This window comes from Roseovarius carneus (assembly GCF_020141465.1).
Lineage (GTDB): Bacteria > Pseudomonadota > Alphaproteobacteria > Rhodobacterales > Rhodobacteraceae > Roseovarius > Roseovarius carneus.
In genome coordinates this window covers 1,491,448-1,514,316 of the sequence record NZ_JAHSPD010000001.1, presented here as the reverse complement: position 1 = coordinate 1,514,316, position 22,869 = coordinate 1,491,448, and the positions used below count along the sequence as shown (strand labels likewise).

The following is a 22,869-nucleotide window of genomic DNA, read 5'->3' as shown; positions in this document are numbered from 1 at the left end:
TCGCTTGATGGGCATCAGACAGTGAAAGATTTAAGAAAATTTAATCAGACCGCGCGCACCCTCGGACGGCGCCATTTGGCGGCGGGCTCGATCATCAGATCGTGCAAGGCCCAGACAAGCGCATCCACACGGTCCGGGCTGCCTTTGCCCTCAAACCCCTGAATGGTCATTGCGCACATCTGATCCTCCAAAGGCCCAAGCCCGCGCAAATGATGCACACGCCCCTGCTCATAAAGGGCGGCCACAGGCTCGGCCCGCGCGACCTTGCCCTTGGACGCATGCACCGCCTTGATCGGCACCAAGGGATCAATCTGCCGGATCACCTCCGAGACAAGCTCACCCCCCTGATTGACCTCCGCCACAAGCCGGTCCGCGCCCCAGTTCTCCATCGCACGCACGGCGGCGGCGGCCCAAGTAAGCGGGCTCGCAGCGCTCACCGATGCATCCGCAAGGACATATGCCTTCCACTCCTGCACCGGCCCCTGCGTGCAGGCGCCCACAATGATGATCCCACACTCATCCGCATTCGGGCCGCCTGTCACAGGCGGATCAACGGCCACCACGATGCGGTCAAGCACAGGCGCGGCCTCCACGCGCCGCGCCTCTAGGCTGCTCGCGGTCCAAAGAGCCCCCTCCGCATCCTCCATCAACACACCATCCAGCTCCTGCCGCCCCAGACGTGTGCCCGCATACCGCGTGCGCACTTCCTCGAGAAAGCTATCCGCCAGAAACGCACGGTTCGCCTCGGTAGGGGCGCTGGTGACAACGGTGGTGTCGGCCTTCAGGATATCCTTCAGCACGCCCACATTGCGCGGCGTCGTGGTGATGCACACCTGCGGACGATCCCCCAGACGCAGCCCGAATTGCAGCATATCCCACGTCTCACGCGCCTTTTTCCACTTCGCCAACTCATCCACCCACGCCCCGTCAAACTGCGGCCCGCGCAACCCTTCGGGATCATGGGCCGAGAACACCTGTGCGACCGCGCCATTGGGCCAGACCAGCCGCTTCTTGCTCGCCTCCCATTCCGGCCTGCGATCAGGCGGTGAGCATGCCAAAATCCCGCTTTCGCCAAAAATCATCACATCACGCACCTGCCCCACCGTCTCGCCAATCAAAGCCAGCCTGCGGCATCGCCCTGCGTCAAGCGGCCTTGAGCCTTCCACTTGCGCACGTACCCATTCAGCGCCCGCGCGCGTCTTGCCCGCACCACGTCCGCCCATGATGATCCAGCTGCGCCAATCCCCCTCAGGCGGAAGCTGATGATCCATCGCCCAGAAATCGAAGATATAGGGCAGCGCCAGAAGCTCTCCCTCCTCAAGGCTTGCGAGGAAATCGTCCCGGACACCGGGCTCTTCTGAGGCGATCCAAGCGGCACCCGATCGAATCCCGCGCTGCATCAATATCGAGGGCATATCCATTGATAATGCCACGCTCCCTTTGTTTTCTTTGCTCAATTTGTGTCTCCGCTTCGATTGCCATTTTCAGCCACTGCCGAATATCGGTCAGAAGCTTGCTTCGGTTTTTGACATCGTCAAAATCCTCCGCCCGAACCCTGTCGGACAGGGCTTCCAGATCCTCGCACATGCCGCGCAGCTGTTTTTCCAGCGACGCCACAGTGTTGCTCAGACCCGAAGGGTCTTCCTCGGGTGTGATCAAACTCATTCGTGCCTACTGCCTCATGCGATTGCGTTGCTCGTCTTCTCCGCCCGCCCAGAACGAAAAACGGCCCACGGGGGGTGCCCGGGGCCGTTCATGCAATTCTGCCAGTATGTCACAACTCATACTTAGAGCCGTGCGCAAAGTCAAGTTTGCCGCGCCCCTGAAAGACCCGCAACCGACCGTTTTATTTACGTTTTCTTAAATTTATAGCCGCCTTGACCACCCCTGACAAAAGCTATCCAACGCAGACCAAACGCCCCCGCGTCACTTGCGTGCATTCTTTTCAGGAGCCATATACAATGGCCCCTCAACAAGATAGGGACAGTGCCTTACACTCAAAGGCGCACGGCCCCGCCGCAGCCCAACACCCTCCAAGAATGAAACATGGTATCGCTTTGAAAAAGACACTCGCAGACGCGCTGGAAGCGCGCGGATATTCCACACTGACCGCCGTGCAGGAGGCAGTTACAGCGCCTGAAACCATCGGTCAGGATCTGCTCGTATCCGCCCAGACTGGCTCAGGCAAAACCATCGGGTTCGGCCTTGCGATCGCGCCTGGCCTCTTGGACGATGAAGACGTCTTCGCACGCGCCGATGCGCCCCTCGCACTGGTCATCGCGCCCACGCGAGAGCTGGCCTTGCAGGTCAAACGCGAGCTTGAGTGGCTCTTTGCCGGGGCCGGGGCGGTTCTTGCCTCCACCGTGGGTGGCATGGATATGCGCGATGAACGCCGTGCCCTCGCGCGCGGGACGCACATCGTCGTGGCCACTCCGGGGCGGCTGCGCGATCATATCATGCGCGGCTCGATTGATCTCAGCGCCCTGCGCGCCGTCGTGTTGGACGAAGCAGACGAGATGCTCGACCTCGGCTTCCGTGAAGATCTGGAATTCATCCTCGAAAGCGCGCCTGCCGACCGTCAGACCCTGCTCTTTTCAGCCACGGTTCCCGCCGCCATCGCCAAGCTCGCCAAGAGCTACCAAAAAGACGCGCTGCGCATCACCGCCACGAGCGGCGCAAGCCAGCACGCTGATATCGACTACCGCGCCCTGCGCGTCTCGGCCCGCGATGGCGAGAATGCCATCATCAACGTCTTGCGGTATTATGAGGCCCCCAACGCCATCGTATTTTGCAACACCCGCGCCATGGTGAACCGCCTGACCACTCGCCTGTCCAATCGCGGCTTTTCGGTTGTGGCCCTCTCCGGGGAGCTTTCGCAGAGCGAACGGACCCACGCGCTTCAGGCCATGCGCGATGGCCGCGCGCGCGTATGCGTGGCCACAGACGTCGCCGCGCGCGGGATCGACCTGCCAAATCTTGAGCTGGTCATCCACGCAGAGCTGCCCACCAACCAAGACACACTTCTGCACCGCTCTGGCCGCACGGGCCGCGCCGGGCGCAAAGGCGTCAGCGCTATGATCGTGCCCCCCGCCGCGCGCAAAAAGGCCGAGCGCCTCCTCGGCTGGGCCAAGCTACGGGCCGATTGGGCCAATGCCCCCTCCGCAGAGGAGGTGACAGCCAAGGACGAAGAGCGGATGCTCGCCAACCCAGATTGGCTAGAGCCCGTGTCCGAATCCGATGAGCCGACGGTGACCAAAATCAGCGAAACTTTCACACCCGAACAGATCGCCGCTGCCTACTTGCGCCTTTTCCGCGAGCGTCACTCAGCCCCCGAGGATCTGTCGGACGCCAACGAGGCCGTCAAACCCCGCGCGCCCTTCGGGCCCAGCGTCTGGTTCTCCCTGCCGGGTGGGCGCAGCACCGGGGCCGAGCCGCGCCGCGTGCTGCCGATGCTGTGCAAAATGGGGGACATCTCGCGCGATGACATCGGCGCGATCCGAATTCAGCAAGACGCATCCCTGATTGAGCTGCGCGAAGGCGCGCTCCAAGGTTTCCTCGCCGCCATTGGCCCAGATATGACGGTGGAAGACGGCGCGAAACTCTCGCGCCTCTCTGCCCCGCCCAAGCTGGACCGCGCACCACAGCGCGCAAAACCTGGACCTGCCAAAGACCGCAAGCCGCGCCATGTCCCGCGTGACGAGGCCCCTGTTACTGCGCCCCAAAGTGCCCCGACGCCCAGCCCTGCGGCACCCAAAGCAGGCACAACCAAGCCTGTCGAATGGAATGACGCGCCCAATCCGAAGTTCAAAAAGCCCAAAGGCGGGCCGAAAAAGCCACATCGCAAAGCGGCCAATCCAGCCGCTGACGCCATGGCCGCAGGGGCAGCCGAGCCTTGGAAACCGCGCAAGTCCGGCGCAGGTAAGCCAAAACATGCAGGCTCCAAAGATGGAGCGCCAAGAGGCCCTAAGCCGCCCGCAGGCAAACCGTCGAGCAAGAAAAACCGCGCCCGCAGCGACGCAAGCGGCCCGTCGGGCAAACCAACAGGCGCACCGGGCAAGCCCAAAGGCGGCTCTGGCAAACCCGCAGGCGCGCAGGGCAGACCCAAAGGCGCATCATCGCCCTCCAACCGGCTGACAAAGCCAGGCGGCGCGCCGCGACGCGGCAAACCCTAAGGCGCAAGCGGTGTTTTAGAGGCCCCTAACGCTTCGCTTCACTGTTTGGGCGCATCTTCCTTGGGTGTATCGGCATCGTCCCCGGACGCGTCGATCACCTCTGCCTCCACAACATCCGCCACATCTTCAGGCTCCGGCTCTGTTGCATAGTCTTCGATGCTGCCCACGATCAGCGGCAACATCGCAAAGCCTGTGGACGTGGTCACATCCGAGGCAGGCGGCGTCTTCCATTCCAGCGTATCAAAACTCTCACAATGATCGCAGGTGGGGGCCCATTCAGAATGGATATGTTGGCAATTCCCGCAAATCCACTGCGGGCCACGCGGCGCACCCAGCGCGCGGGCAAGCCAGCCTTTGACCACCACATCCGACGCACCCTCGCCTCGCTCCGTCGCGGCCATCAACGTCAGAACGCGGGCATCGGCATCCGTCTCATGCAAATCCCCCAGCGCCCGGCGCGCGGCAGGAAAATCTTCGTTGGCCAGATGCAATTCCGCCTCCAGAAGCCGCGCCTCTCGGTGGCCCGCATGTGCCTTGAGAAGCTTGCCAAACCGTTTGATACGGGCCTTCGGGCTCTCATCCGGGGCAATCTCGGCAAAGGCGGCGGCCAGATCGGGATGCGGCTGCGCCTGCCACGCCTTCAGGATCACCCGCGATGCATACCGAGGCGAGCCTTGCGCCAGATAACTGCGCGCCGCCAAAACGGCGGCGGGGATCAGATGCGGCGACAAACGGTTGGCCTCGATAGCTGCTTCGCGCGCCTCGATATCCTTGCCCTCTTCGGCAATCTCACGCGCCTCTGACAGGGCCAGAACCGCCTCGCGCCGCTTGTGCACATCACGCGGCAATGTCCCGTGTTTCAACTTGGCATTCAGCGTCTTGCGCGCACCAGCCCAATCCTCAGCCTTGGTCTGAAGCTGCAAAAGCGTGTCCTGAACCTCGCCATGGGCAGGTTTGAGCCCGTGGGCCGTCTCAGCCAGTTTCAACGCGGTCTCATTTTGACCCTCAGCCAGCTTTTGGCGCATGATCCCGCGCACCCCGACAAAGCGGGTCCGGTCATTTTGCAAAAGGCGCTTGTAGACCTCTTCGGCCTTCTTGCTATTGCCCATCATTTCGGCGGCCTGTGCAGTCACCAAATCGGTAAGTTCTGGCTTCTTGAGGTACCGCTCCGCCTTGGCCGCGCGGGCCATCGCCACATTCCCCTCGCCCGAGGCAAGCGCCATCATGCCATCGGTCAGCGCGCGATAGCCTTTTTCCTGCCGGTTCCGGTCAAAATAGCGCGAGATCGCCGTGTCATCCCCATTGATGAACTTGAGCACCGCGATCAACAGCGACGCCAACTTCAGCAGCAGCCACACCCCAAGGATCAAAAGCGCCAGCGCGATCACCGCCATGAGCGGCGTCAGGTTCAGCTCCACCCCCGCCGCCGCGATGCGCACTCCCCCCTCAAGCTCAAGCAGGTAAGTCGCGCCAAGCGTCACCGCGACCACGAGGGCCAAAAAGATGACGATCTTAATGATGGACCACAACATATGAGGTGCCTTTCAGGTTCAGTTCACTTCTGCGGCAAGCGCAGATACGGCCTCGGAGGCCTCAAGTCTTGTTTTCGCGGCGGCGGCCCATGCGTCCATCTGCGCCGACGGCGCTCCGGGGAGCGTCTCAATCTCGCTCAGTGCATCGCCCAAGCGGCCCTCGCGCAGCGCGGCCTCAGCCCGTGACAGAACCGCATCGGTGCCCGGCCCCTCGCGCGGCTCCAAAGATCTTGCGCCCAGTTGGGTCGACAGGAAGAACATAACGCCGCCGCCTTCTTGCGTCTCGCCACCCGCCCGTGCGGCGGCAAGGGCTGCGCGTGCAGCGGCAGGAAAGCTCTCTTGCAGCGCCCCAAGCGAGGGTGTCCCCTCCTGCGCGATTGCCGCCAGCGCATCGGGCACATCGACACCGCTTGTGTCCAATTCGATCAAGGCAGGCTCAAAGCCCGACCCGGTATCCATCGCCGTTCGGATCTGCGTCAGCGCCGCGCGGCGCAACGTGGCCACAGCGCTATCACGGGCCGCAGCCTCGCGGTCGGCCTCTTCGTTCTTGAGCGCCGCAATCTCGGCGGCCTGCGCGTCCAACGCTGCTTGCAGAGCGGCCAAGTCACCATCGACGACAGTGCTACCCGTTCCAACAGGCCGGTTTTCCAAGGCACCAAGCCGCGCATCCTGCGCAGCGATAGCCTCGCCAACCGTTTCCAACTGCGCGGAAATATCAGCAAGGCCCTGCTCCAGCGGCCCTGTGTCGACCTCACCGGCGGCATCCAGATCGGCACGCAACGTCTCAATCGCGGCCCCCTGCGCCGCCAGATCAGCGCGCAGAGCATCGCGCGCCCCCGGCTGTTCCAGCAGACCTATCTGCGGCAGAACGATATACGCCGCCACAAAACCAATGCCCGCTGCGACAATACCCCCGAAAACCAGCGGCATCGCACTCGCGCGCTTTTCGGGTGCCACGGCGGCAGGCGCGTCATACTCAGACTCGCCATACTGCGATGCGGAGGCCTCAGGCGTCAGACTGTCATCGGCCTCCACGCTTTGCGGCGCATCCAGATCAGCGGCCTCCGCGTCGGTGCTGGCCGCATCCATTTCGCTGGTTTCAGGCGTGGCCCCATCTTCAGGCTCGGGTAACTTCGCATCCGGCTCAGGCTTAGGCTCAGGCGCCGCGTCCACCGGCTCTACAGCATCCACAGCCTCAACCGCCGTCTCCGTGGCCTCTTCTGTGGGGCCTGCGCCACCTTTTGAAGATTTCCGTTTATTCGCCACGATTGCCACCTTTCCCCGAATCTGCGCTCGGCTGCGCATTTTTGACCTTACTGCGCCCCTTTTGCACCCTCAAGTCGCTTGGCTGCGGCAATCGCGACGGGCATGAGACGGAGCATAGCCTCCGCATCCGGCGTGTGGGCAACAAACATGGGCGCCACCCCCTCCGGCACGGCCCGCGCCACAGCCTCACTGATCGCGATGATGACCAACGGCGCACGCGGCTTGGATTGCGCAAACCAAAGCGCCGCACTGCGCGGCGAAAAGAGCGGCACAATCACCGGTGCGGTCCCCGCCAGAAGTGCTTTTGCCTCTGGCGTCGGCGCGGCCTCGTCCTGCCGATAGAGAATGGCCACACGCGTCTCGATCCCCGCAGCCGTGAGATCACCCGCCACATCACCCGCCGCAACCCCGCCGCGCAAATGCAAAAGCGGGCCCAGCACACCATGCTCGATGATCTTCGCCACCAGCGAGACAGCATCGCCCTCGGCCTCCACAACATCCCCAAACCCCGCAGCCCGCGCCACCACACCTGTCGCGCCACCGACCGCAAAGACTGGAAAATCGCGCCGCGCGACCTGCGCTGCAAACTGCTCCACCCCGTATTGAGAGGTGAAGATCAGGCCGCGCACACCGTGGATAGGCACAGCGTCCGGCTCTGGCACAATCTCAAGGATTGGGCTCAAACACGTCCGCACATCGCTGAATTGCGCGCGCACCTGCGCCTCAAACCGCGTGCCACCCGGTTCGGGCCGAGTGATAAGGATCGTATGTGCCATACCCGCTCTGCAGTTGTTTGCACCACCCTTCGGTGTTACCTGCCTGAGGGCAATGGCGCAACGGGCAGGCCGATGAACGCAAGGGTAACAGTGCTGGGAATCGAGAGCAGCTGTGATGATACGGCGGCGGCGGTCTTGCGCGTGGGATATGGCGGCTCCGAGATCCTGTCGAACGTGGTCGAGGGCCAAGCCCGCCTTCATGCGCCCTTTGGCGGCGTGGTCCCCGAGATTGCCGCCCGCGCCCATGCTGAAAAGCTCGACATTTGCGTGGCCCGCGCCCTGCGCGAGGCCGGAACGGGCCTGCACCAACTTGATTGCATCGCCGTGACCGCCGGGCCGGGCCTGATCGGCGGGGTGATGTCGGGCGTGATGTGCGCCAAGGGCCTCACCGCCGGGACAGGCCTTCCCCTGATAGGTGTAAACCATCTGGCCGGCCACGCGCTCACCCCGCGCCTCACTGATGGCGTGCCCTACCCATATCTCATGCTGCTGGTGTCGGGCGGGCATTGCCAATTCCTGCGCGTGGACGGGCCGGAGGACTACACTCGCCTCGGCGGCACGATCGACGACGCACCCGGTGAGGCCTTTGACAAGACTGCGCGCCTCTTGGCCCTGCCACAGCCAGGCGGCCCGGCGGTGGAGGCGGAAGCGGCGCGTGGTGATCCCACCCGCTTCGCCTTTCCACGCCCCCTGATGGACCGCACGGGGTGCGATATGTCCTTCTCGGGGTTGAAAACAGCGGTTCTGCGCGCCCGTGACGCCGTGATGACAAACGGTACGCTCAAAGCGTCGGACCGCGCCGACCTCTGCGCCGGGTTCCAGGCCGCTGTGCGCGATGTGCTGGCCGAGAAGACCCGCCGCGCCTTGGCGATGTGCCCGGATATCACCGCTCTGGCCGTGGCGGGCGGCGTTGCCGCCAACGCCAGCTTGCGCGACGGCCTGCAAGGCGTGGCGCAGGAGGCGGGCGTGGTGTTTGTCTCGCCGCCTTTGGCGCTCTGCACGGACAATGCGGCGATGATCGCCTATGCAGGTGCCGAGTTATACATTCTGGGGAGGCGCGACGACATGACCCTTGCGGCCCGCCCGCGCTGGCCGCTGGACGCGGCAAGCCCGGCGATGCTCGGCTCGGGCAAGAAGGGAGCGAAAGCATGATCACCGTCTTGGGCGCAGGCGCGTTCGGCACCGGGCTCGCAATTACACTGGCCCAAAAAGGTCCCGTCGCGCTGCGCCCGCGCACCGCAACACAGGCACAAACACTCGCCCACGCGCGCGAAAACGCGACCCGCCTGCCCGGCGCGCCCTTCCCCGATACGCTCGAAATTCACGCCCCCGAGCAGGCGTTCCCAGAGGGCGCCATCCTTCTGGCCGTGCCGATGCAACAGCTCCGCACGGTGTTGGAGGCGCATGGCGAGGCCCTTTCCCACCGCACGCTTGTCGCCTGCTGCAAAGGGGTGGAACTGAGCACGCTGCAAGGCCCCGCTTCCGTAATCACCCAAACCCTGCCAGAGGCCAAGGTCGCCATCCTCAGCGGACCGGGATTTGCGGCTGATATTGCTGTGGGCCTGCCCACGGCCATGACGCTGGCCTGCGCCGATGTGGAGACAGGCCGGGCCTTGCGCGATGCGCTGAGCACACAAAGCCTACGTCTTTACGGCAGCACGGACACCACCGGGGTAGAGCTTGGCGGCGCGCTCAAGAACGTCATCGCAATCGCCTGTGGTGTTGTGATGGGCGCAGGTCTGGGCGAAAGCGCGCGAGCCGCGCTTATGACACGCGGATATGCCGAGATGCAGCGCATGGCGCTCGCCCTTGGCGCGCGTCCCGAAACGCTGGCTGGTCTCTCGGGCTTCGGCGATCTGGCCCTCACCTGCACCTCCCAGCAATCACGCAACCTGCGCTATGGCATGAGCCTTGGCCAAGGGGCGGCTTTTGATGCGTCCATCACCGTTGAAGGCGCCGCAACTGCGCGCGCCGTGGCCAAACGGGCCGAGGGTCTTTCGCTCGACATGCCCATCACCTTTGCCACAGCCGCCCTTGTCACCGGGCAATTGCGTGTGGGCGAGGCGATGGATATGCTACTCTCCAGACCATTGAAGGAAGACGAATGCTGATCGCTCTCATCGCCCGGGACAAGCCCGGCGCCCTGCAAATTCGGCTCGACACACGTGCCGAGCATGTGGCCTATCTGAAGTCCAGCGGAGCCGTGACGCAAGCCGGGCCCCTCCTTGATGCCGCAGGCGAAATGTGCGGATCACTGGTGGTGCTGGACGTGGCCGATATGGCCGAAGCCGAGGCTTGGGCCGCCGCTGATCCTTACGCCCATGCGGGGCTGTTCGCCTCGGTAGAGCTTATCGCCTGGAACAAGGTGATCTGATCCCCATGGCTTACTGGCTCTTCAAATCCGAACCCAGCACATGGAGCTGGCAGGACCAGTTGGACAAGGGCGACGTAGGTGAAGAATGGGACGGCGTGCGCAACTACCAAGCGCGCAATTTCATGCGCCAGATGGCGCTTGGAGACCGTGGGTTTTTCTACCACAGCCAAGCTGAGAAAGCGATTGTTGGGACCGTTGAAATCATCCGAACCGCCCATCCCGACAGCACGGATGGCACCGGAAAATGGGACTGTGTCGATATCATGGCGCTCCAGACCGCACCACGTCCAGTGACACTGGCCGAGATCAAGGCGGACCCGCGTCTGGCCGACATGGCGCTCGTCAAAAGCCCGCGCCTGTCAGTGCAGCCTGTGGGCGACGCGCAATGGGCCATCCTGTGCGAAATGGCGGGGCTGAAGGCCAGTTAGCCCGGGTGTCCAAATGAGTTTCATGCAGCGTAAAGGGATTTGTCATGACCATAAAACTGCATACCCACTACCGTGATAGGCCCTGAGCCATGGGGAACCTCATGCAAGTGCTGGAGGCGCTGAGCTATGTTGTGACCATCCTCGGGTTTCCTGCGGCGATCTGGATTATCTTCCGCGAAGAGCGGATGCGCCGCAAGAATGAGGAAAGCGAACTGCACCGCGAACTCTCGGAAGAATACGACACTTTTCTGCGCATGGTCATGGAGAATGCCGACCTTCTTTTGATGAGCCGCATCACCCCGCCCCCGCTCAGCGAGGAGCAGCGCGAGCGCACGGATATCATCTTTCGGATGCTCGTCTCGCTCTTTGAGAAAGCGTATATTATTCTCTACGATGATGCGATGGACAAGAATGCGCGGCGGCGATGGTCCTCTTGGGAGGATGATATGGTCGATTGGTGCGCGCGGCCCGATTTCCGCGCCCTTCTGCCCGATCTTTTGGAGGGCGAAGATGACGCGTTCAGCGCGTATATTCAAAATCTTGCAGATAAGGCCGCCGGAAAAGCCGTTTAAAGCCTGAGCCGCAAAAAACGAAGGGTCCCAGCCATCACGCCAGAACCCTTCGCCACCCCACGTGCTCCCAAAGCACCACACGTGTTCAACAAATATTAGGTTCCGGCCATCCTGGCCCGACAGGATTAGGGGTATCCCAGACCCCCCCGCCACTCAACAAAATGATCGCTAGGATTTGTCTCAAACCCGCGCGGACTTGGCCATGAAAAAGCCCCGGCACGCGGTGCAGCCGGGGCTTGCAACCTTCAAATTGGGGAAACCCTTTCTCGGATCAGGTCGGCATCTTCGTGGTGCGCAGATAGGGCAGCTTGGCCTCGTAATCGCCAAAGCGCGCCTTCGCATCCTCGTTTGATACCGCAGCCGTGATGATCACATCCTCGCCGTGGTTCCAGTTGGCTGGCGTGGCCACCTGATGCTTGGCCGTCAACTGGATGGAATCCAGCGCGCGCAGGATCTCGTCAAAGTTCCGGCCCGTGGTCATCGGATAAGTCAGCGACAGCTTCACCTTCTTGTCCGGCCCGATCACGAACACTGTCCGGACGGTGGCGTTGTCCGCAGGGGTGCGCCCTAGCGACGTATCCCCCGCAGCGGCAGGCAGCATGTCATAGAGCTTGGCTACTTTCAGCTCCGTGTCGCCGATCATCGGATAGCTCACGTTATTGCCGGTATAAGTCGTGATATCGGCCTTCCAGCGCATGTGATCCTCAACCGGATCGACAGAGATGCCGATGATCTTGGCGTTGCGCTTGGCAAATTCTGGCACCATGCCCGCCATCATGCCCAATTCGGTGGTGCAGACGGGGGTGAAGTCTTTGGGATGCGAGAACATGACCGCATAGCCATCCCCGATCCAGTCGTGAAAACTGATCTCGCCTTCGGTCGTATCGGCGGTGAAATCCGGTGCAATGTCATTGATACGCAGTGCCATTGGAATGTCCTCTTCCTTGGGTTTGACGATTCATACCACAAGATAAGTGGAGGCGCACTGATTTGCACCCCCAGTGAGGCTTGCGGGCGGACGCGGCAAGTGCCAATCTGCGCTCGAAGATCGAAAGCGATGCTTTCGGGGATGAGAAAATGGGAGATTGAAACATGATTGAGAAACGTCAATTCTACATTAACGGCGCATGGGTGAACCCGCTTGCGGGCACCGATCACAACGTGATCAACCCCTCGAATGAGGAAGCCTGCGCGATCATCAGCCTTGGGGGGCAGGCCGACACCGACGCCGCCGTCGCCGCCGCCAAAGCGGCCTTTCCCGCATGGATGGCCACGCCTGTGGCCGATCGTATCGCGCTGGCGGAAAAGCTCATGGCAGCCTACGAGGCCCGCGCCGAAGATATGGCCCAAGCGATCAGCCTTGAGATGGGTGCACCTATTGATATGTCCCGCTCGGATCAGACGGGGGCTGGCGCCTATCACATCGGCGGCTTCATTGATGCGGCCAAGGAATTTCAGTTCGATCACGTGCATGATCCCAACACAGCCGGCTCGATGATATTCCACGAGCCGATTGGCGTCGTTGGCCTCATCACGCCATGGAACTGGCCAATGAATCAGGTCACCCTCAAGGTCGTGGCCGCCGCAATCGCAGGCTGCACAATGGTGCTGAAACCCTCAGAGGAATCGCCGCTCTCGTCGATCGTCTTCGCCGAGATGATGGAGGCGGCGGGCTTCCCCGCTGGCGTGTTCAACCTTGTGAATGGCGATGGTGTGGGCGTGGGCACACAGCTCAGCACCCACGCGGATGTCGACATGATCAGCTTCACAGGCTCGTCGCGCGCGGGCAAGCTGATCTCGAAGGCCGCCGCCGATACGCTCAAACGCGTCAGCCTTGAGCTTGGCGGGAAAGGCGCGAACCTGATCTTTGACGATGCAGACGAGAAAGCCGTGAAGCGCGGTGTGCTGCACTGCATGAACAATTCGGGACAGTCGTGCAACGCGCCCACCCGGATGATCGTGCAGCGCGGGGTCTATGACCAAGCGGTTGAGACGGCGGCGGAAGTGGCCAACAGCATCAAAGTGGGCCCCGCAAGCGAGAATGGCCGCCACATTGGCCCCGTGGTCAACGAAGTACAGTTTGGCAAGATCCAAGACCTGATCCAAAAGGGCATTGACGAGGGCGCACGCCTTGTCGCGGGCGGCACGGGCCGGCCCGAAGGCATGAACCGCGGCTTCTACGTGCGGCCCACGGTGTTTGCCGATGTGACGCCTGACATGACCATAGCGCGCGAGGAGATCTTCGGACCCGTGCTGTCGATCATGGCTTTTGATACCGAAGAAGAGGGTATCGCGATGGCCAATGACACGGTCTATGGCCTGACAAACTACGCCCAGACGCAAGACCCGGCACGCGCCAACCGTCTCGCACGCGCCTTGCGCGCCGGGATGGTCGAGATCAACGGCCAGGACCGTGGTGCAGCGGCCCCCTTCGGCGGTATGAAGCAATCGGGCAATGGCCGCGAAGGCGGCACTTGGGGCATCGAGGATTTCCTCGAAGTCAAATCCGTGTCCGGCTACACCCCCGGCGCCTAAAGCACTGAATGGCGGCGCGGCATTGCTGCGCCGCCGCTCCTGCGGCGTGATCAAGGCCCACGGGTTTTGCCTTAATCACCCCGCACGCCTCCCTATCTTTCCGCCCCGCCCAAAACCCTCTATAGCGGGCCTATGAGCACACCCCCAGATATCGCCCACGCCCCGTTTGAGGGCGAGACAGTGCACAAACGCGATATCTTTTCCGAGACGGTCTCGGGCACCCTCAAAGATATGCCGGATTTCCCTGTTGTGCTGCGCAAGCTCGATACAGTGCCGCTTTATGCCAAGCCAATCGCATGGGCGCTCGCACGCAAGGAAATCAAAGGTTTGCGCGCGGTAGAAGGGATTGAGGGTTGCCCCCTGCTCATCCGCGTTGACCGAACGGGGCTTTTGCGCAGCTGGACGCGCGGCACGCCCCTGCAACTGGCCAAGCCGGATGATGCCGCGTGGTACAAAGACGCCAAGCGCCTTCTGCGCGAGATGCGCCGCGCAGGTGTCACACATAACGACATTGCCAAGCCGCAAAACTGGCTGCGCACCCCCGAAGGCCGCGCCGCCGTGATCGACTTTCAGTTGGCCTCGGTCCATCGCCGCCGGGGCGCGCTCTTTCGCACCATGGCGCGCGAAGATCTGCGCCACCTGCTGAAGCAAAAGCGCGCCTACGCGCCACATCTTCTGACGCCTGCGGAGCATAACATGCTTGCGCGCAAGGCCCTGCCTACACGCCTCTGGATGGCAACCGGAAAGCGGGCCTATAACTTTATCACCCGCCGTCTGATGAACTGGTCCGATGGCGAGGGCACAGAGGACCGGATTGAGCGCGATGGCCCTTTGATCACAGCCGCGCTTATGGCGCATCCCGAAGTCACGGACGTGGCAATGTGCACCTACGCCCTGCCTGCTAAGGGCGTAGGCCTCTATGCGTTTGTTGAGACCAGTCTCGGCGCTGAACAGCTCACCGCATCCCTCAAAACGGCACCCGAACTGATCCAGCCTACCGCTACCTTGCCGCGCCATGCGGATGGGTCGGCGCGTATGGATATCCTCAGCCTCATTGCCGCCAATCGCCTTGACGAGTTGGCCGAGCTAAGCGCCGCCGATCCCACGCTCGCCCCCGTCCTGAAGCCGCTGATCGCAAACCGGCTGAACCTCACGGACCGGGTGCTGCGCGCCTAAAGCGTTTCGCGAAACGCTTTAAAACTCCGCCTTGCTGCGAAATTTCATGCCCCGCCCGCCATCTGGGTGGCGCAGGCGCAATTCCTCGGAATGGAGCATCATGCGCGGATGCTCCAGCGCGGCCCCGCTGGCGTAAAACGGATCGCCCAATATCGGATGGCCCAGCGCCAGCATATGCACCCGAAGCTGATGCGTCCGCCCCGTATGCGGGCTAAGACGCACCCGGCTTTCACCTCCGCCCGCCTTCAAAACCTTGTATTCAGTCAGCGCCGCCTTGCCTGTTTCATGACACACCATCTGCCGGGGCCGGTTGGGCCAATCCACGATCAGCGGCAGGTCAACCTCGCCAAGTTTCGGCTCCAGATGCCCCTCAACCCGCGCCACATAGGTCTTCTTCACATACCGTTTCTCAAATTGCAGCCCGAGATGGCGCTGCGCATGAGGGCTTACCGCGAACACCATCACACCCGAGGTATCGCGGTCCAGACGATGCACCAAAAGCGCCATCGGAAAGGCCTCAACCACCCGCGCTTGCAGGCAATCAGCAAGCTCTGGCCCTTTGCCAGGCACGGATAAAAGCCCGGCAGGCTTGTTCACGATCACTATCTCGTGGTCGGCATGGAGCACATCAAGCGGCGTGTCGGGCGGGCAATACTCTGTCATGCCCGCCCTATAGCAAAGCCGAAGCACCGCCACACGTGCTTTCCTCTGCCAAGTGCTCAGCCTTCAAGGCCGACGTCCAGAACGCCCGCACCACATCCCTGAAACTGGCGCGCGATACCCGCATGGGGGCCGCGCTCATTGGGATCAAACCACCCGGATCAAACTTTGGTGCGCTCGGATTTGGGATCATACATCGGCTTGAGAGACACCTCCGCCTTCACGCGGGTCCCCGCCACGTCGATCTCAAAGCTTGAGCCCAGCACCTCCTCCGCACTCTCGCCCTTGCACGGCACATAGCCCATGCCGATCGCGCCGCCCAAATGGTGGCCGTAATTGCCGGAGCTGATATAGCCCACGATCTCGCCATCGCGCAGGATTGGCTCATGGTGATAGAGAAGCGGTTCCGGATCGGTCAGCCTGAACTGCACCAGACGCAGCGCCAGTCCCTCGTCTTTCTTGCGCAGCACCGCATCACGGCCCATGAAATCAGGCTTTGCCGTCTTCACCGCAAAGCCAAGCCCCGCCTCCAACACATGATCCTCCGAGGTGATGTCATGCCCAAAATGCCGGAATCCCTTCTCGATCCGGCAGCTGTCCATCATATGCATCCCGCACAGTTTCAGCCCATGATCCTGCCCGGCGGCGTGCAGCACCTCAAACGCATGGCCCGCCATATCCGCGCTCACATAGACCTCCCAGCCAAGTTCGCCCACATATGTCACCCGGTGCACCCGCGCGAGGCCCATCCCAAGCTCGATATTCTGCGCCGTGCCGAACGGGTTGGCGGCGTTGGAGAAATCCGCAGGCGACACGGCTTGCAGCAGATCGCGCGCTTTTGGTCCCATCACGGCCAGCACACCCTCGCCCGCCGTCACATCCGTGATCACCACGTTGAAACTGCCCTTGTGGCGCTCCATCCATGTTTGATCGGCCAGACGCGTCGCCCCCGGCGTAACCACCAGATAGGCGGTCTCTGACAGGCGCGTCACAGTGACATCCGCCTCAATCCCGCCCATTGAGTTCAGGAATTGCGTATAGACGATCTTGCCCACCGGGACCGCATAGTCGCCGCCACCCACATAGTTCAGGAACGCCTCGGAATCTGGCCCTTCCACCCGCAGCTTGCCGAAGGAAGACATGTCATACATGCCCACGCCATTGCGGATCGCGTGATGCTCGGCTGCGGAATTCTCAAACCAGTTCTGCCGCTTCCACGAATACTCGTATTCGCGTTTCTGCCCCTCATTGGCAAACCAGTTTGCCCGCTCCCAGCCGCCCGCCTCGCCCATGACAGCACCTTGTTCCAGCAGGTGATGATGGAACGGCGTGCGCCGGATACCGCGCGCGGTGGCCATCTGGCGATACGGGAAGTGATCCGCATAAAGCAGACCCAGCGTCTCCTTGGAGCGCTCGAAAAGGTAGTGCTTGTTGCCCTGAAAGGGCTGCATCCGGGCAATATCGACCGAGCCGAGGTCAAACGGCTTCTCGCCCGCCTCCATCCACTGGCTCAGCGCGTGACCCGCCCCACCCGCCGATTGAATACCGATGGAATTGAACCCACAAGCGACCCACACATTGTCCATCTCGGGGGCGAGGCCAAGGTGATAGGCGTCATCTGGCGTGAAACTTTCAGGGCCGTTGAAAAACGTATGTATCCCCGCATCGGCCAACATCGGCAGGCGGTTGCACGCATTTTCAAGGATCGGCTCGAAATGGTCGAAATCCTCGGGCAGTTGGTCAAATTCGAAACTGTCGGGGATGCCATCCATACCCCAAGGCTTTGAATGAGGCTCAAACGCGCCCAAGAGCATCTTGCCCGCATCTTCTTTGTAATAGGCGCATTCATCCGGCACGCGCAGCACGGGCATCTGGCTCAGGCCCTCAATCGCCTCGGTCACGATATAGAAATGCTCGCACGCATGGAGCGGCACGTTGATGCCCGCCATCCGACCCACTTCATGCCCCCACATGCCCGCGCAGTTCACGATCATGTCGCAAGCGATATGGCCCTGTGATTTGCCGTCATCGCTGATCCAATCCACGCCCGTGACGCGGCGGTCCTTGCGCGCGATCCCCGCCACTTTCACCCGCTCTTGAATGCGCGCGCCATGCGCCCGCGCGCCCTTGGCCAATGCCAGCGCGATATTGGTCGGGTCTGCCTGACCATCCGTGGGCAGCCAGACACCGCCCGTGACACCCTCGATATTGATATGCTGGTAACGCTCCTTGACCTCAGCGGGCGACAATTCTTCAACCGGCACGCCAAACGCGCGGGCCATGGCCGCTTGGCGGTGCAACTCCTCCAGCCGCTCATCGGTGAGGGCCGCAGAGACCGAGCCAACCTGCCGGAAGCCCGTCGAGACGCCCGTCTCCTCCTCCAGCTTGCGCAAAAGTTCGGCCGAGTAGCGCGCGAGCTTGGTCATGCTGGACGACGCACGCAGCTGTCCGATCAGGCCTGCGGCGTGCCATGTGGTGCCAGAGGTGAGTTGTTTGCGCTCCAAAAGCACAACATCGCTCCAGCCCATTTTGGCCAGATGATAGGCGACCGAGCAGCCGATGACGCCACCACCGATGATGACCACGCGAGCCTGTGTGGGAAGGTCCATTCTTGTCTCTCCTGAGAAATATAGCGGGCGCCGCGCGCCTCAGACGATTGTGTGACCGGCGGCGCGCAGACGACGGGCCAGTTCGGCAATGTGCTCAGGCCCCACTTCGCAGCAGCCGCCAACGATTGTCGCACCACCTTCGACCCATCCCATGGCGAAATCGGCATAGGCGTCGGGGCCAAGATCGACCCGTTGCTCCAACGCATCGACCGTGGGGCTGTCTTGCAGGAACCCTTCGGAAATACGGGTGAACCCGTTGGCATAAGCCCCAAACGGCAGACCCAGCGCCGCGATATGCGGCACACCCATGCTGACCGCTTCGGGGCGCGAACAGTTGATCAGAACCGCATCGGGTTTGAACTCCGCAAGCACCGGGGCCAATTCGCTCAGCCTTTCACCCGAGCGCAGGATCGTGCCGTCATCATCGTCTACGGAAACCCCAAGCCAGACCGGCACAGTCGCATCCGCACAACCCGTGAGCGTGGCACGGGCCTGCATCACCGACGACACCGTCTCAATCAGGATCAGATCGACGCGCGCGCCCATTATCTCCACCAATTCAGCAAAGACGGGCGCTGCGACCTCAACACTGGGGGAGATATCGGGGCGATAAGAGCCACCCAGCGGGCCAAGCGCCCCGGCAATCCGGCCTCTGCCATGCGCCGCGCGCGCGCGCGCAGCCTGCACCAGCGCGGTGTCGACAAGCTCAGGCACCTTATCCTCCAGCCCCACCTTGATTAGGCGATCCCGGTGCACCGCATAGGTGTTGGTCGTGGCGATGGTCGCACCGACGCGGTAATAATCGGCGTGCACATCCCCCACCACATCGGGCTTTTCCATCATCACAGCGGTGGACCACAAATGCGTGGCCCGGTCGCCCGAGCGTTTGACGATCTCCTGCCCGATGGAGCCGTCAAGAAGTGTGATATCGGTCATTGCGTGGTCTTTCCTAATTGCAAAGGCGGCAAGCGCCCCGATGTCCCGCCAAAGACGCGGGGATGTGTGAACCTGGCCCCCCAAAACAGAGAGGCGCAGGGAAGGTGTCAGGCGCGCAGCCGTTCGTTCTGCGGATCCCAGAGCGGTGCATCGGTCTGCACCGTGGCGCGGTGGCGGTGGCCATAAATCTCTACCTCAAGCTCGGTGCCCGGCGCGGCCAGATCGGTCCGCACCATGCCCAGCGCGATAGAGGCCCCAACGCGGTAGCCCCAATCGCCAGACGTGGTCTCGCCCACCACCTCGCCATTGTGCCAGAGCGTGGACATATAGGGCGCATCCGCGTCGCCCGCCTCCACAATCAGCTGCACAAAGCGTTTTTTGCTGCCTTGCTGCTTTTCGGATTGCAGTGCCGCCTTGCCAATAAACTCCTGGGGTTTGTCGAACTTGATGAACCGCTCAAGGCCGCCTTCAAGCAGGCTGTAATCAGTTGAAAGATCGCCCTTCCACGCGCGATAGCCCTTTTCGATCCGCAAGGAATTGAGTGCATACATGCCAAAGGGTTTCGCCCCCGCATCAAGGATCGCGGCGTAGATGGCGGGCATGTCTTCCATGGTCGCATGAACCTCCCAGCCAAGCTCTCCTGCGAAAGACACCCGCACGAGGAACGCCTTTTTACCCGCCACAGTAACGTGTTGATGGCTGAGCCAGCCAAGGCTGAGATCCGCATCGGTGAGCGGTCCAAGCACCTTGCGCGCGGTCGGCCCAGTGACGATAAGCGCAGTGCGCTCGGTCGTGGTCTCGTTGACGTTCACACCTTCGGGCACGGACCCACGGATCAGATCGCCGTCATGCCATTGCGCGGTGGCGGCAGTGATCAGAACGAAGCTATCCTCCGCAAGCCTGATGCACGAAAGCTCGGTCAAGATACGCCCCCTTTTGTCAGAAACGTAGACAAGGTTCATCCGCCCAATCTTGGGCAGCGCCCCCGTCACAAAGCCGCGCAGCCATTCATCCGCACCTGCCCCGGTGATCCAAAAGCGCGAAAAGCCCGGCAGGTCCAGCACGCCACACGCGTCGCGCACCGCTTCGCACTCCTCGCGGATGCGCTGCTCCCACGGGCCTTTGCGCGCCCATGTATGCGTCGCCTCCTCGGACGTGTCATCACCGGGATGCGCGAACCAATTGGCCCGCTCCCACCCGTTATAAGCGCCCATCACAGCGCCCAGTTCGCGCAGCTTCGCGTCATTTGGGCTGAGCTTCTTGTCACGCCCTGCGGGCCATTCGTGGCGAGGGAAGTGCATGGCATATTCGTGGCCATAAACCTCCATCGCCTTGGCGTGGCAATGGTCTTGGTCCGTGTAATCGGTGAAGCGGCGCGGATCGACGGCCCACATGTCATGCTCGGTTTCGCCATGCATGATCCATTCGGCGGCCACTTTGCCCGCCCCGCCGCCTTGGGTGATGCCAAAGGTGAAGACGCAGGCCTCAAACGCGTTGGGCACACCGGGCATAGGGCCGACCAGCGGCAGCCCATCGGGCGCGTAAGGGATCGGTCCGTTGATCACACGCCCCACGCCCGCCTCGCCCAAGATCGGCACGCGGGCCATGGCGTCTTCGATATACCATTCAAGCCGCTCCAGATCGTCGGGGTAAAGCTGAAAGCTGAAATCCTCGGGCATGGGATCGTCGGGCGTGACCCAATGGGCCTTGCAGTTACGCTCATACGGGCCAAGGTTGAGGCCATTCTTGTCCTGACGCAGGTAGTAAGAGCTGTCCACATCACGCAGAAGCGGAACCTTGTGGCCTTGGGCGGCGGTCCATTCGGCAAGCGCGGGGATTTCCTCGGTCAGGAAATACTGATGGCTCATCGTGACCATCGGCACGGTGCGCCCGCCGTAAGGTTTGAACCATTCGCCCACCCGCTGCGCATAATATCCAGCGGCGTTCACCACCTTTTCACAGCGGATATCGCCCTTGTGGGTATGCACGATCCATTCATCCCCCTCGCGGCTGACGCCTGTGGCGGGGCAAAACCGCTCGATCCGCGCGCCCATCTGCCGCGCGCCCTTGGCCAGCGCTTGGGTGAGCTGCGCGGGGTCAATATCGCCATCGGCGGGGTCCCAGAGCGCGCCTTCCAGATCATGGGTCTCAATAAACGGATACTTCGCCTTTATATCGTCCAGCGACATGAGGCTAAGCTCCAGACCCTGATGCGCGCCCATCGAGCGGGCGCGCTCAAATTCCTGCATCCGTTCCTTGCTATGGGCCAGCCGCACGGAGCCGGTAACGTGGTAGTTCATCGGGTAATCCACCTCCGTCTCCAGCCGCGAGTAAAGGTCGAGCGAATAGCGCTGCATATTCATCACGGCCCAAGAGGTGGAGAAGCTCGGACAATTGCCCGCCGCATGCCATGTAGAGCCCGCCGTCAGCTCATTTTTCTCCAGAAGGACACAATCGGACCAGCCCCCCTTGGCGAGATGATAGAGCGTCGAGGCGCCGACAACGCCGCCGCCGATGACGACAACGCGGGCTGTGGTGGGGAAATCACTCATGGTTTGGGTCTCCGTTGGATCGGGATGGAAAAGGGTGCGCGCGCATGGACAGCTCAATAAACCGGCGGGGCAATGACCCAAAGGGCCACGCAGGGGATATCGTAAGGGTTGGCCCATTCATGCAGCTCGCCCCGGATGCGAAAGCTGTCGCCGGGGCCAACGGTAAAGGCACGCTCGCCAATCCGCAGGTCGAGCTGTCCAGACAGGATATACCCCACCTCCTGCGTTGGGCGCGATTTGGCCGCGGGGACGGCGCTGTGCGGGGCGAAGGTGGAGTGGACGACCTCGAAATCATCCGTCAAATCCGGGGAAAGAAGCTCCTCGGTCAACCCTTCAACATCCGCCCCGATCGGCCTGCGCGCGCCGCGGCGCACGATATAGCCCGCCTCCTCCGCAGGGGCGGGGGCATGGCCGAACAGCAGCGATGTCTGCACACCCATAGCCGCTGAAATTTCATGCAGATCACTGACCGAGGGGGTGGAGAGGTCACGCTCCACTTGGCTGAGCCACCCCACCGACCGGCCCAGCGCCTCGGCCAGATCGCTCAGCGTGATGCCGCGCGATTTGCGCAGGGCGCGAAGGTCCGCGCCCAATGTGCGTGTCTCGGGGATGGTGGTTTGATGCACGCGCAGCGCCTGTGAAAATTACGGAGCAATTTTCACGTTGCGTTGATTCTATGAAAATATCAAACATTTTTTCACGCCACATCGCGACAATACGCTAGCGACAGAACGTCTGCCGCAAAAGCCTGCTCAACCCCTCGGCATCGGCCTCGGTGAAGGCGCCGGGCTGATCACTGTCGATATCGAGAACGGCGATCAGCGCACCCGAGGCGTCATGCACCGGCAGCACGATCTCGGAGAGGGTGGAGCTGGCGCAGGCGATATGACCTTCGAAGGCATGCACATCATCCACCAACTGCACCATCCCGCTGCGCGCAGCCGCCCCGCAGACCCCGCGCGAGAAGGGGATTTTCAAGCATCCGTGGCTGCCCTGATAGGGGCCGATCTTGAGCATTTCGGGCCCGGTCACGCGGTAGAACCCGGTCCAGTCAAAACGGTCATCGGCGTGATGAAGCTCGCACACCATAGTCGCCATGAGGGCGACCTGATCGTCTTCACCCTCGGTCAGTGAGGCAAGGGTTTTGGCGATTTGAGTGTAGTCGATGCGCATGGTCAGGGCCTTTATTCTAACGGTTGCCGAAACTGGCGGCGGTTATGTGTCCTTACCGAATGGTAACGAATGAGGTCTAGAGTCATTGCCGAGATAATCTAGCACATG

General features: G+C 62.2%; 20 protein-coding genes. 8 read left to right on the top strand and 12 right to left on the bottom strand.

What is annotated here, in order from left to right:
- Positions 1–44: 44 nt before the first annotated feature.
- Both KUD11_RS07590 and KUD11_RS07585 read right to left on the bottom strand, forming a co-directional pair.
- Complete coding sequence (locus KUD11_RS07590; RefSeq protein ID WP_450103339.1) at positions 45–1,400, bottom strand: DNA-packaging protein; 1,356 nt, start codon at positions 1,398–1,400, stop codon at positions 45–47.
- Positions 1,318–1,665, bottom strand: coding sequence for a hypothetical protein (locus KUD11_RS07585; protein ID WP_109385245.1), 348 nt, complete (start codon positions 1,663–1,665; stop codon positions 1,318–1,320). Before KUD11_RS07585 ends, KUD11_RS07590 begins: the two co-directional genes overlap by 83 nt.
- 392 nt (positions 1,666–2,057) lie before the next feature.
- Between KUD11_RS07585 and KUD11_RS07580 the strand changes: the two genes are divergently transcribed.
- A complete protein-coding gene (locus KUD11_RS07580; RefSeq protein WP_109388079.1) occupies positions 2,058–4,172 on the top strand; it encodes a DEAD/DEAH box helicase in 2,115 nt (704 codons plus the stop codon).
- A 38-nt stretch (positions 4,173–4,210) separates the two neighbouring features.
- On the opposite strand, the gene KUD11_RS07575 is transcribed toward KUD11_RS07580, so the two are convergent.
- From KUD11_RS07575 to KUD11_RS07565, 3 genes are read right to left on the bottom strand one after another with little or no spacing between them, the layout of a single operon-like run.
- Positions 4,211–5,704, bottom strand: a complete 1,494-nt coding sequence (locus tag KUD11_RS07575; protein ID WP_109385246.1) for a heme biosynthesis protein HemY — start codon at positions 5,702–5,704, stop codon at positions 4,211–4,213.
- Between the two features lie 18 nt (positions 5,705–5,722).
- Positions 5,723–6,970, bottom strand: a complete 1,248-nt coding sequence (locus tag KUD11_RS07570) for a COG4223 family protein (protein WP_146190844.1) — start codon at positions 6,968–6,970, stop codon at positions 5,723–5,725.
- A 47-nt stretch (positions 6,971–7,017) separates the two neighbouring features.
- On the bottom strand, positions 7,018–7,746 hold the full coding sequence (locus tag KUD11_RS07565) for a uroporphyrinogen-III synthase (RefSeq protein ID WP_109385248.1): 729 nt from the start codon (positions 7,744–7,746) through the stop codon (positions 7,018–7,020).
- 72 nt (positions 7,747–7,818) lie between these two features.
- Between KUD11_RS07565 and tsaD the strand changes: the two genes are divergently transcribed.
- From tsaD to KUD11_RS07540, 5 genes are all read left to right on the top strand, one after another.
- On the top strand, positions 7,819–8,898 hold the full coding sequence (gene tsaD / locus KUD11_RS07560) for a tRNA (adenosine(37)-N6)-threonylcarbamoyltransferase complex transferase subunit TsaD (protein ID WP_109385249.1): 1,080 nt from the start codon (positions 7,819–7,821) through the stop codon (positions 8,896–8,898).
- The gene (locus tag KUD11_RS07555) at positions 8,895–9,857 is read left to right on the top strand and encodes an NAD(P)H-dependent glycerol-3-phosphate dehydrogenase (RefSeq protein WP_109385250.1); all 963 of its coding nucleotides are present in this window, start codon (positions 8,895–8,897) and stop codon (positions 9,855–9,857) included. The genes tsaD and KUD11_RS07555 overlap by 4 nt, the downstream gene beginning before the upstream one ends.
- On the top strand, positions 9,851–10,120 hold the full coding sequence (locus KUD11_RS07550; protein WP_109385251.1) for a YciI family protein: 270 nt from the start codon (positions 9,851–9,853) through the stop codon (positions 10,118–10,120). The genes KUD11_RS07555 and KUD11_RS07550 overlap by 7 nt, the downstream gene beginning before the upstream one ends.
- 5 nt (positions 10,121–10,125) lie before the next feature.
- Entirely contained in the window at positions 10,126–10,548 is a 423-nt protein-coding gene (locus KUD11_RS07545; RefSeq protein WP_109385252.1) for an EVE domain-containing protein, read from the top strand.
- Between the two features lie 89 nt (positions 10,549–10,637).
- Positions 10,638–11,120: a hypothetical protein gene (locus KUD11_RS07540; RefSeq protein WP_219930175.1), complete on the top strand. Its 483-nt coding sequence runs from the start codon at positions 10,638–10,640 to the stop codon at positions 11,118–11,120.
- A gap of 271 nt (positions 11,121–11,391) precedes the next feature.
- Here KUD11_RS07540 and KUD11_RS07535 read toward each other — a convergent pair whose 3' ends face one another.
- Positions 11,392–12,048, bottom strand: a complete 657-nt coding sequence (locus KUD11_RS07535) for a peroxiredoxin (protein WP_109385253.1) — start codon at positions 12,046–12,048, stop codon at positions 11,392–11,394.
- 164 nt (positions 12,049–12,212) lie between these two features.
- Here KUD11_RS07535 and KUD11_RS07530 point away from each other — a divergent pair, with 164 nt between their 5' ends.
- Both KUD11_RS07530 and KUD11_RS07525 read left to right on the top strand, forming a co-directional pair.
- Positions 12,213–13,655, top strand: coding sequence for an aldehyde dehydrogenase family protein (locus KUD11_RS07530; RefSeq protein WP_109385254.1), 1,443 nt, complete (start codon positions 12,213–12,215; stop codon positions 13,653–13,655).
- Between the two features lie 132 nt (positions 13,656–13,787).
- Positions 13,788–14,831, top strand: a complete 1,044-nt coding sequence (locus KUD11_RS07525; protein ID WP_109385255.1) for a serine/threonine protein kinase — start codon at positions 13,788–13,790, stop codon at positions 14,829–14,831.
- Positions 14,832–14,849: 18 nt separating this feature from the next.
- Here the strand turns inward: KUD11_RS07525 and KUD11_RS07520 are convergent, their stop codons facing one another.
- The 6 genes from KUD11_RS07520 to KUD11_RS07495 all read right to left on the bottom strand — a co-directional run bounded on the left by KUD11_RS07520 (position 14,850) and on the right by KUD11_RS07495 (position 22,761).
- Complete coding sequence (locus KUD11_RS07520; RefSeq protein WP_109385256.1) at positions 14,850–15,494, bottom strand: RluA family pseudouridine synthase; 645 nt, start codon at positions 15,492–15,494, stop codon at positions 14,850–14,852.
- A gap of 158 nt (positions 15,495–15,652) precedes the next feature.
- Positions 15,653–18,100 carry a GcvT family protein gene (locus KUD11_RS07515; protein ID WP_109385257.1) on the bottom strand — a complete coding sequence of 816 codons (2,448 nt, stop codon included), beginning with the start codon at positions 18,098–18,100 and terminating at the stop codon, positions 15,653–15,655.
- 39 nt (positions 18,101–18,139) lie between these two features.
- Positions 18,140–19,036 (bottom strand): homocysteine S-methyltransferase family protein, encoded by an 897-nt coding sequence (locus tag KUD11_RS07510; protein WP_109385258.1) that lies wholly within the window; start codon positions 19,034–19,036, stop codon positions 18,140–18,142.
- Positions 19,037–19,143: 107 nt separating this feature from the next.
- On the bottom strand, positions 19,144–21,588 hold the full coding sequence (locus tag KUD11_RS07505; protein WP_109385259.1) for a GcvT family protein: 2,445 nt from the start codon (positions 21,586–21,588) through the stop codon (positions 19,144–19,146).
- 53 nt (positions 21,589–21,641) lie between these two features.
- Entirely contained in the window at positions 21,642–22,214 is a 573-nt protein-coding gene (locus KUD11_RS07500) for a helix-turn-helix domain-containing protein (RefSeq protein WP_109385260.1), read from the bottom strand.
- A gap of 94 nt (positions 22,215–22,308) precedes the next feature.
- Positions 22,309–22,761, bottom strand: a complete 453-nt coding sequence (locus KUD11_RS07495; RefSeq protein WP_109385261.1) for a GAF domain-containing protein — start codon at positions 22,759–22,761, stop codon at positions 22,309–22,311.
- Positions 22,762–22,869: the final 108 nt, after the last annotated feature.

Coding starts and splice junctions, on each gene's coding strand:
- KUD11_RS07590 (WP_450103339.1), bottom strand. CDS start 1,400: ATGCAGCGCGGGATTCGATCGGGTGCCGCTTGGATCGCCTCAGAAGAG.
- KUD11_RS07585 (WP_109385245.1), bottom strand. CDS start 1,665: ATGAGTTTGATCACACCCGAGGAAGACCCTTCGGGTCTGAGCAACACT.
- KUD11_RS07575 (WP_109385246.1), bottom strand. CDS start 5,704: ATGTTGTGGTCCATCATTAAGATCGTCATCTTTTTGGCCCTCGTGGTC.
- KUD11_RS07565 (WP_109385248.1), bottom strand. CDS start 7,746: ATGGCACATACGATCCTTATCACTCGGCCCGAACCGGGTGGCACGCGG.
- tsaD (WP_109385249.1), top strand. CDS start 7,819: ATGAACGCAAGGGTAACAGTGCTGGGAATCGAGAGCAGCTGTGATGAT.
- KUD11_RS07555 (WP_109385250.1), top strand. CDS start 8,895: ATGATCACCGTCTTGGGCGCAGGCGCGTTCGGCACCGGGCTCGCAATT.
- KUD11_RS07550 (WP_109385251.1), top strand. CDS start 9,851: ATGCTGATCGCTCTCATCGCCCGGGACAAGCCCGGCGCCCTGCAAATT.
- KUD11_RS07545 (WP_109385252.1), top strand. CDS start 10,126: ATGGCTTACTGGCTCTTCAAATCCGAACCCAGCACATGGAGCTGGCAG.
- KUD11_RS07540 (WP_219930175.1), top strand. CDS start 10,638: ATGGGGAACCTCATGCAAGTGCTGGAGGCGCTGAGCTATGTTGTGACC.
- KUD11_RS07535 (WP_109385253.1), bottom strand. CDS start 12,048: ATGGCACTGCGTATCAATGACATTGCACCGGATTTCACCGCCGATACG.
- KUD11_RS07530 (WP_109385254.1), top strand. CDS start 12,213: ATGATTGAGAAACGTCAATTCTACATTAACGGCGCATGGGTGAACCCG.
- KUD11_RS07525 (WP_109385255.1), top strand. CDS start 13,788: ATGAGCACACCCCCAGATATCGCCCACGCCCCGTTTGAGGGCGAGACA.
- KUD11_RS07520 (WP_109385256.1), bottom strand. CDS start 15,494: ATGACAGAGTATTGCCCGCCCGACACGCCGCTTGATGTGCTCCATGCC.
- KUD11_RS07515 (WP_109385257.1), bottom strand. CDS start 18,100: ATGGACCTTCCCACACAGGCTCGCGTGGTCATCATCGGTGGTGGCGTC.
- KUD11_RS07510 (WP_109385258.1), bottom strand. CDS start 19,036: ATGACCGATATCACACTTCTTGACGGCTCCATCGGGCAGGAGATCGTC.
- KUD11_RS07505 (WP_109385259.1), bottom strand. CDS start 21,588: ATGAGTGATTTCCCCACCACAGCCCGCGTTGTCGTCATCGGCGGCGGC.
- KUD11_RS07495 (WP_109385261.1), bottom strand. CDS start 22,761: ATGCGCATCGACTACACTCAAATCGCCAAAACCCTTGCCTCACTGACC.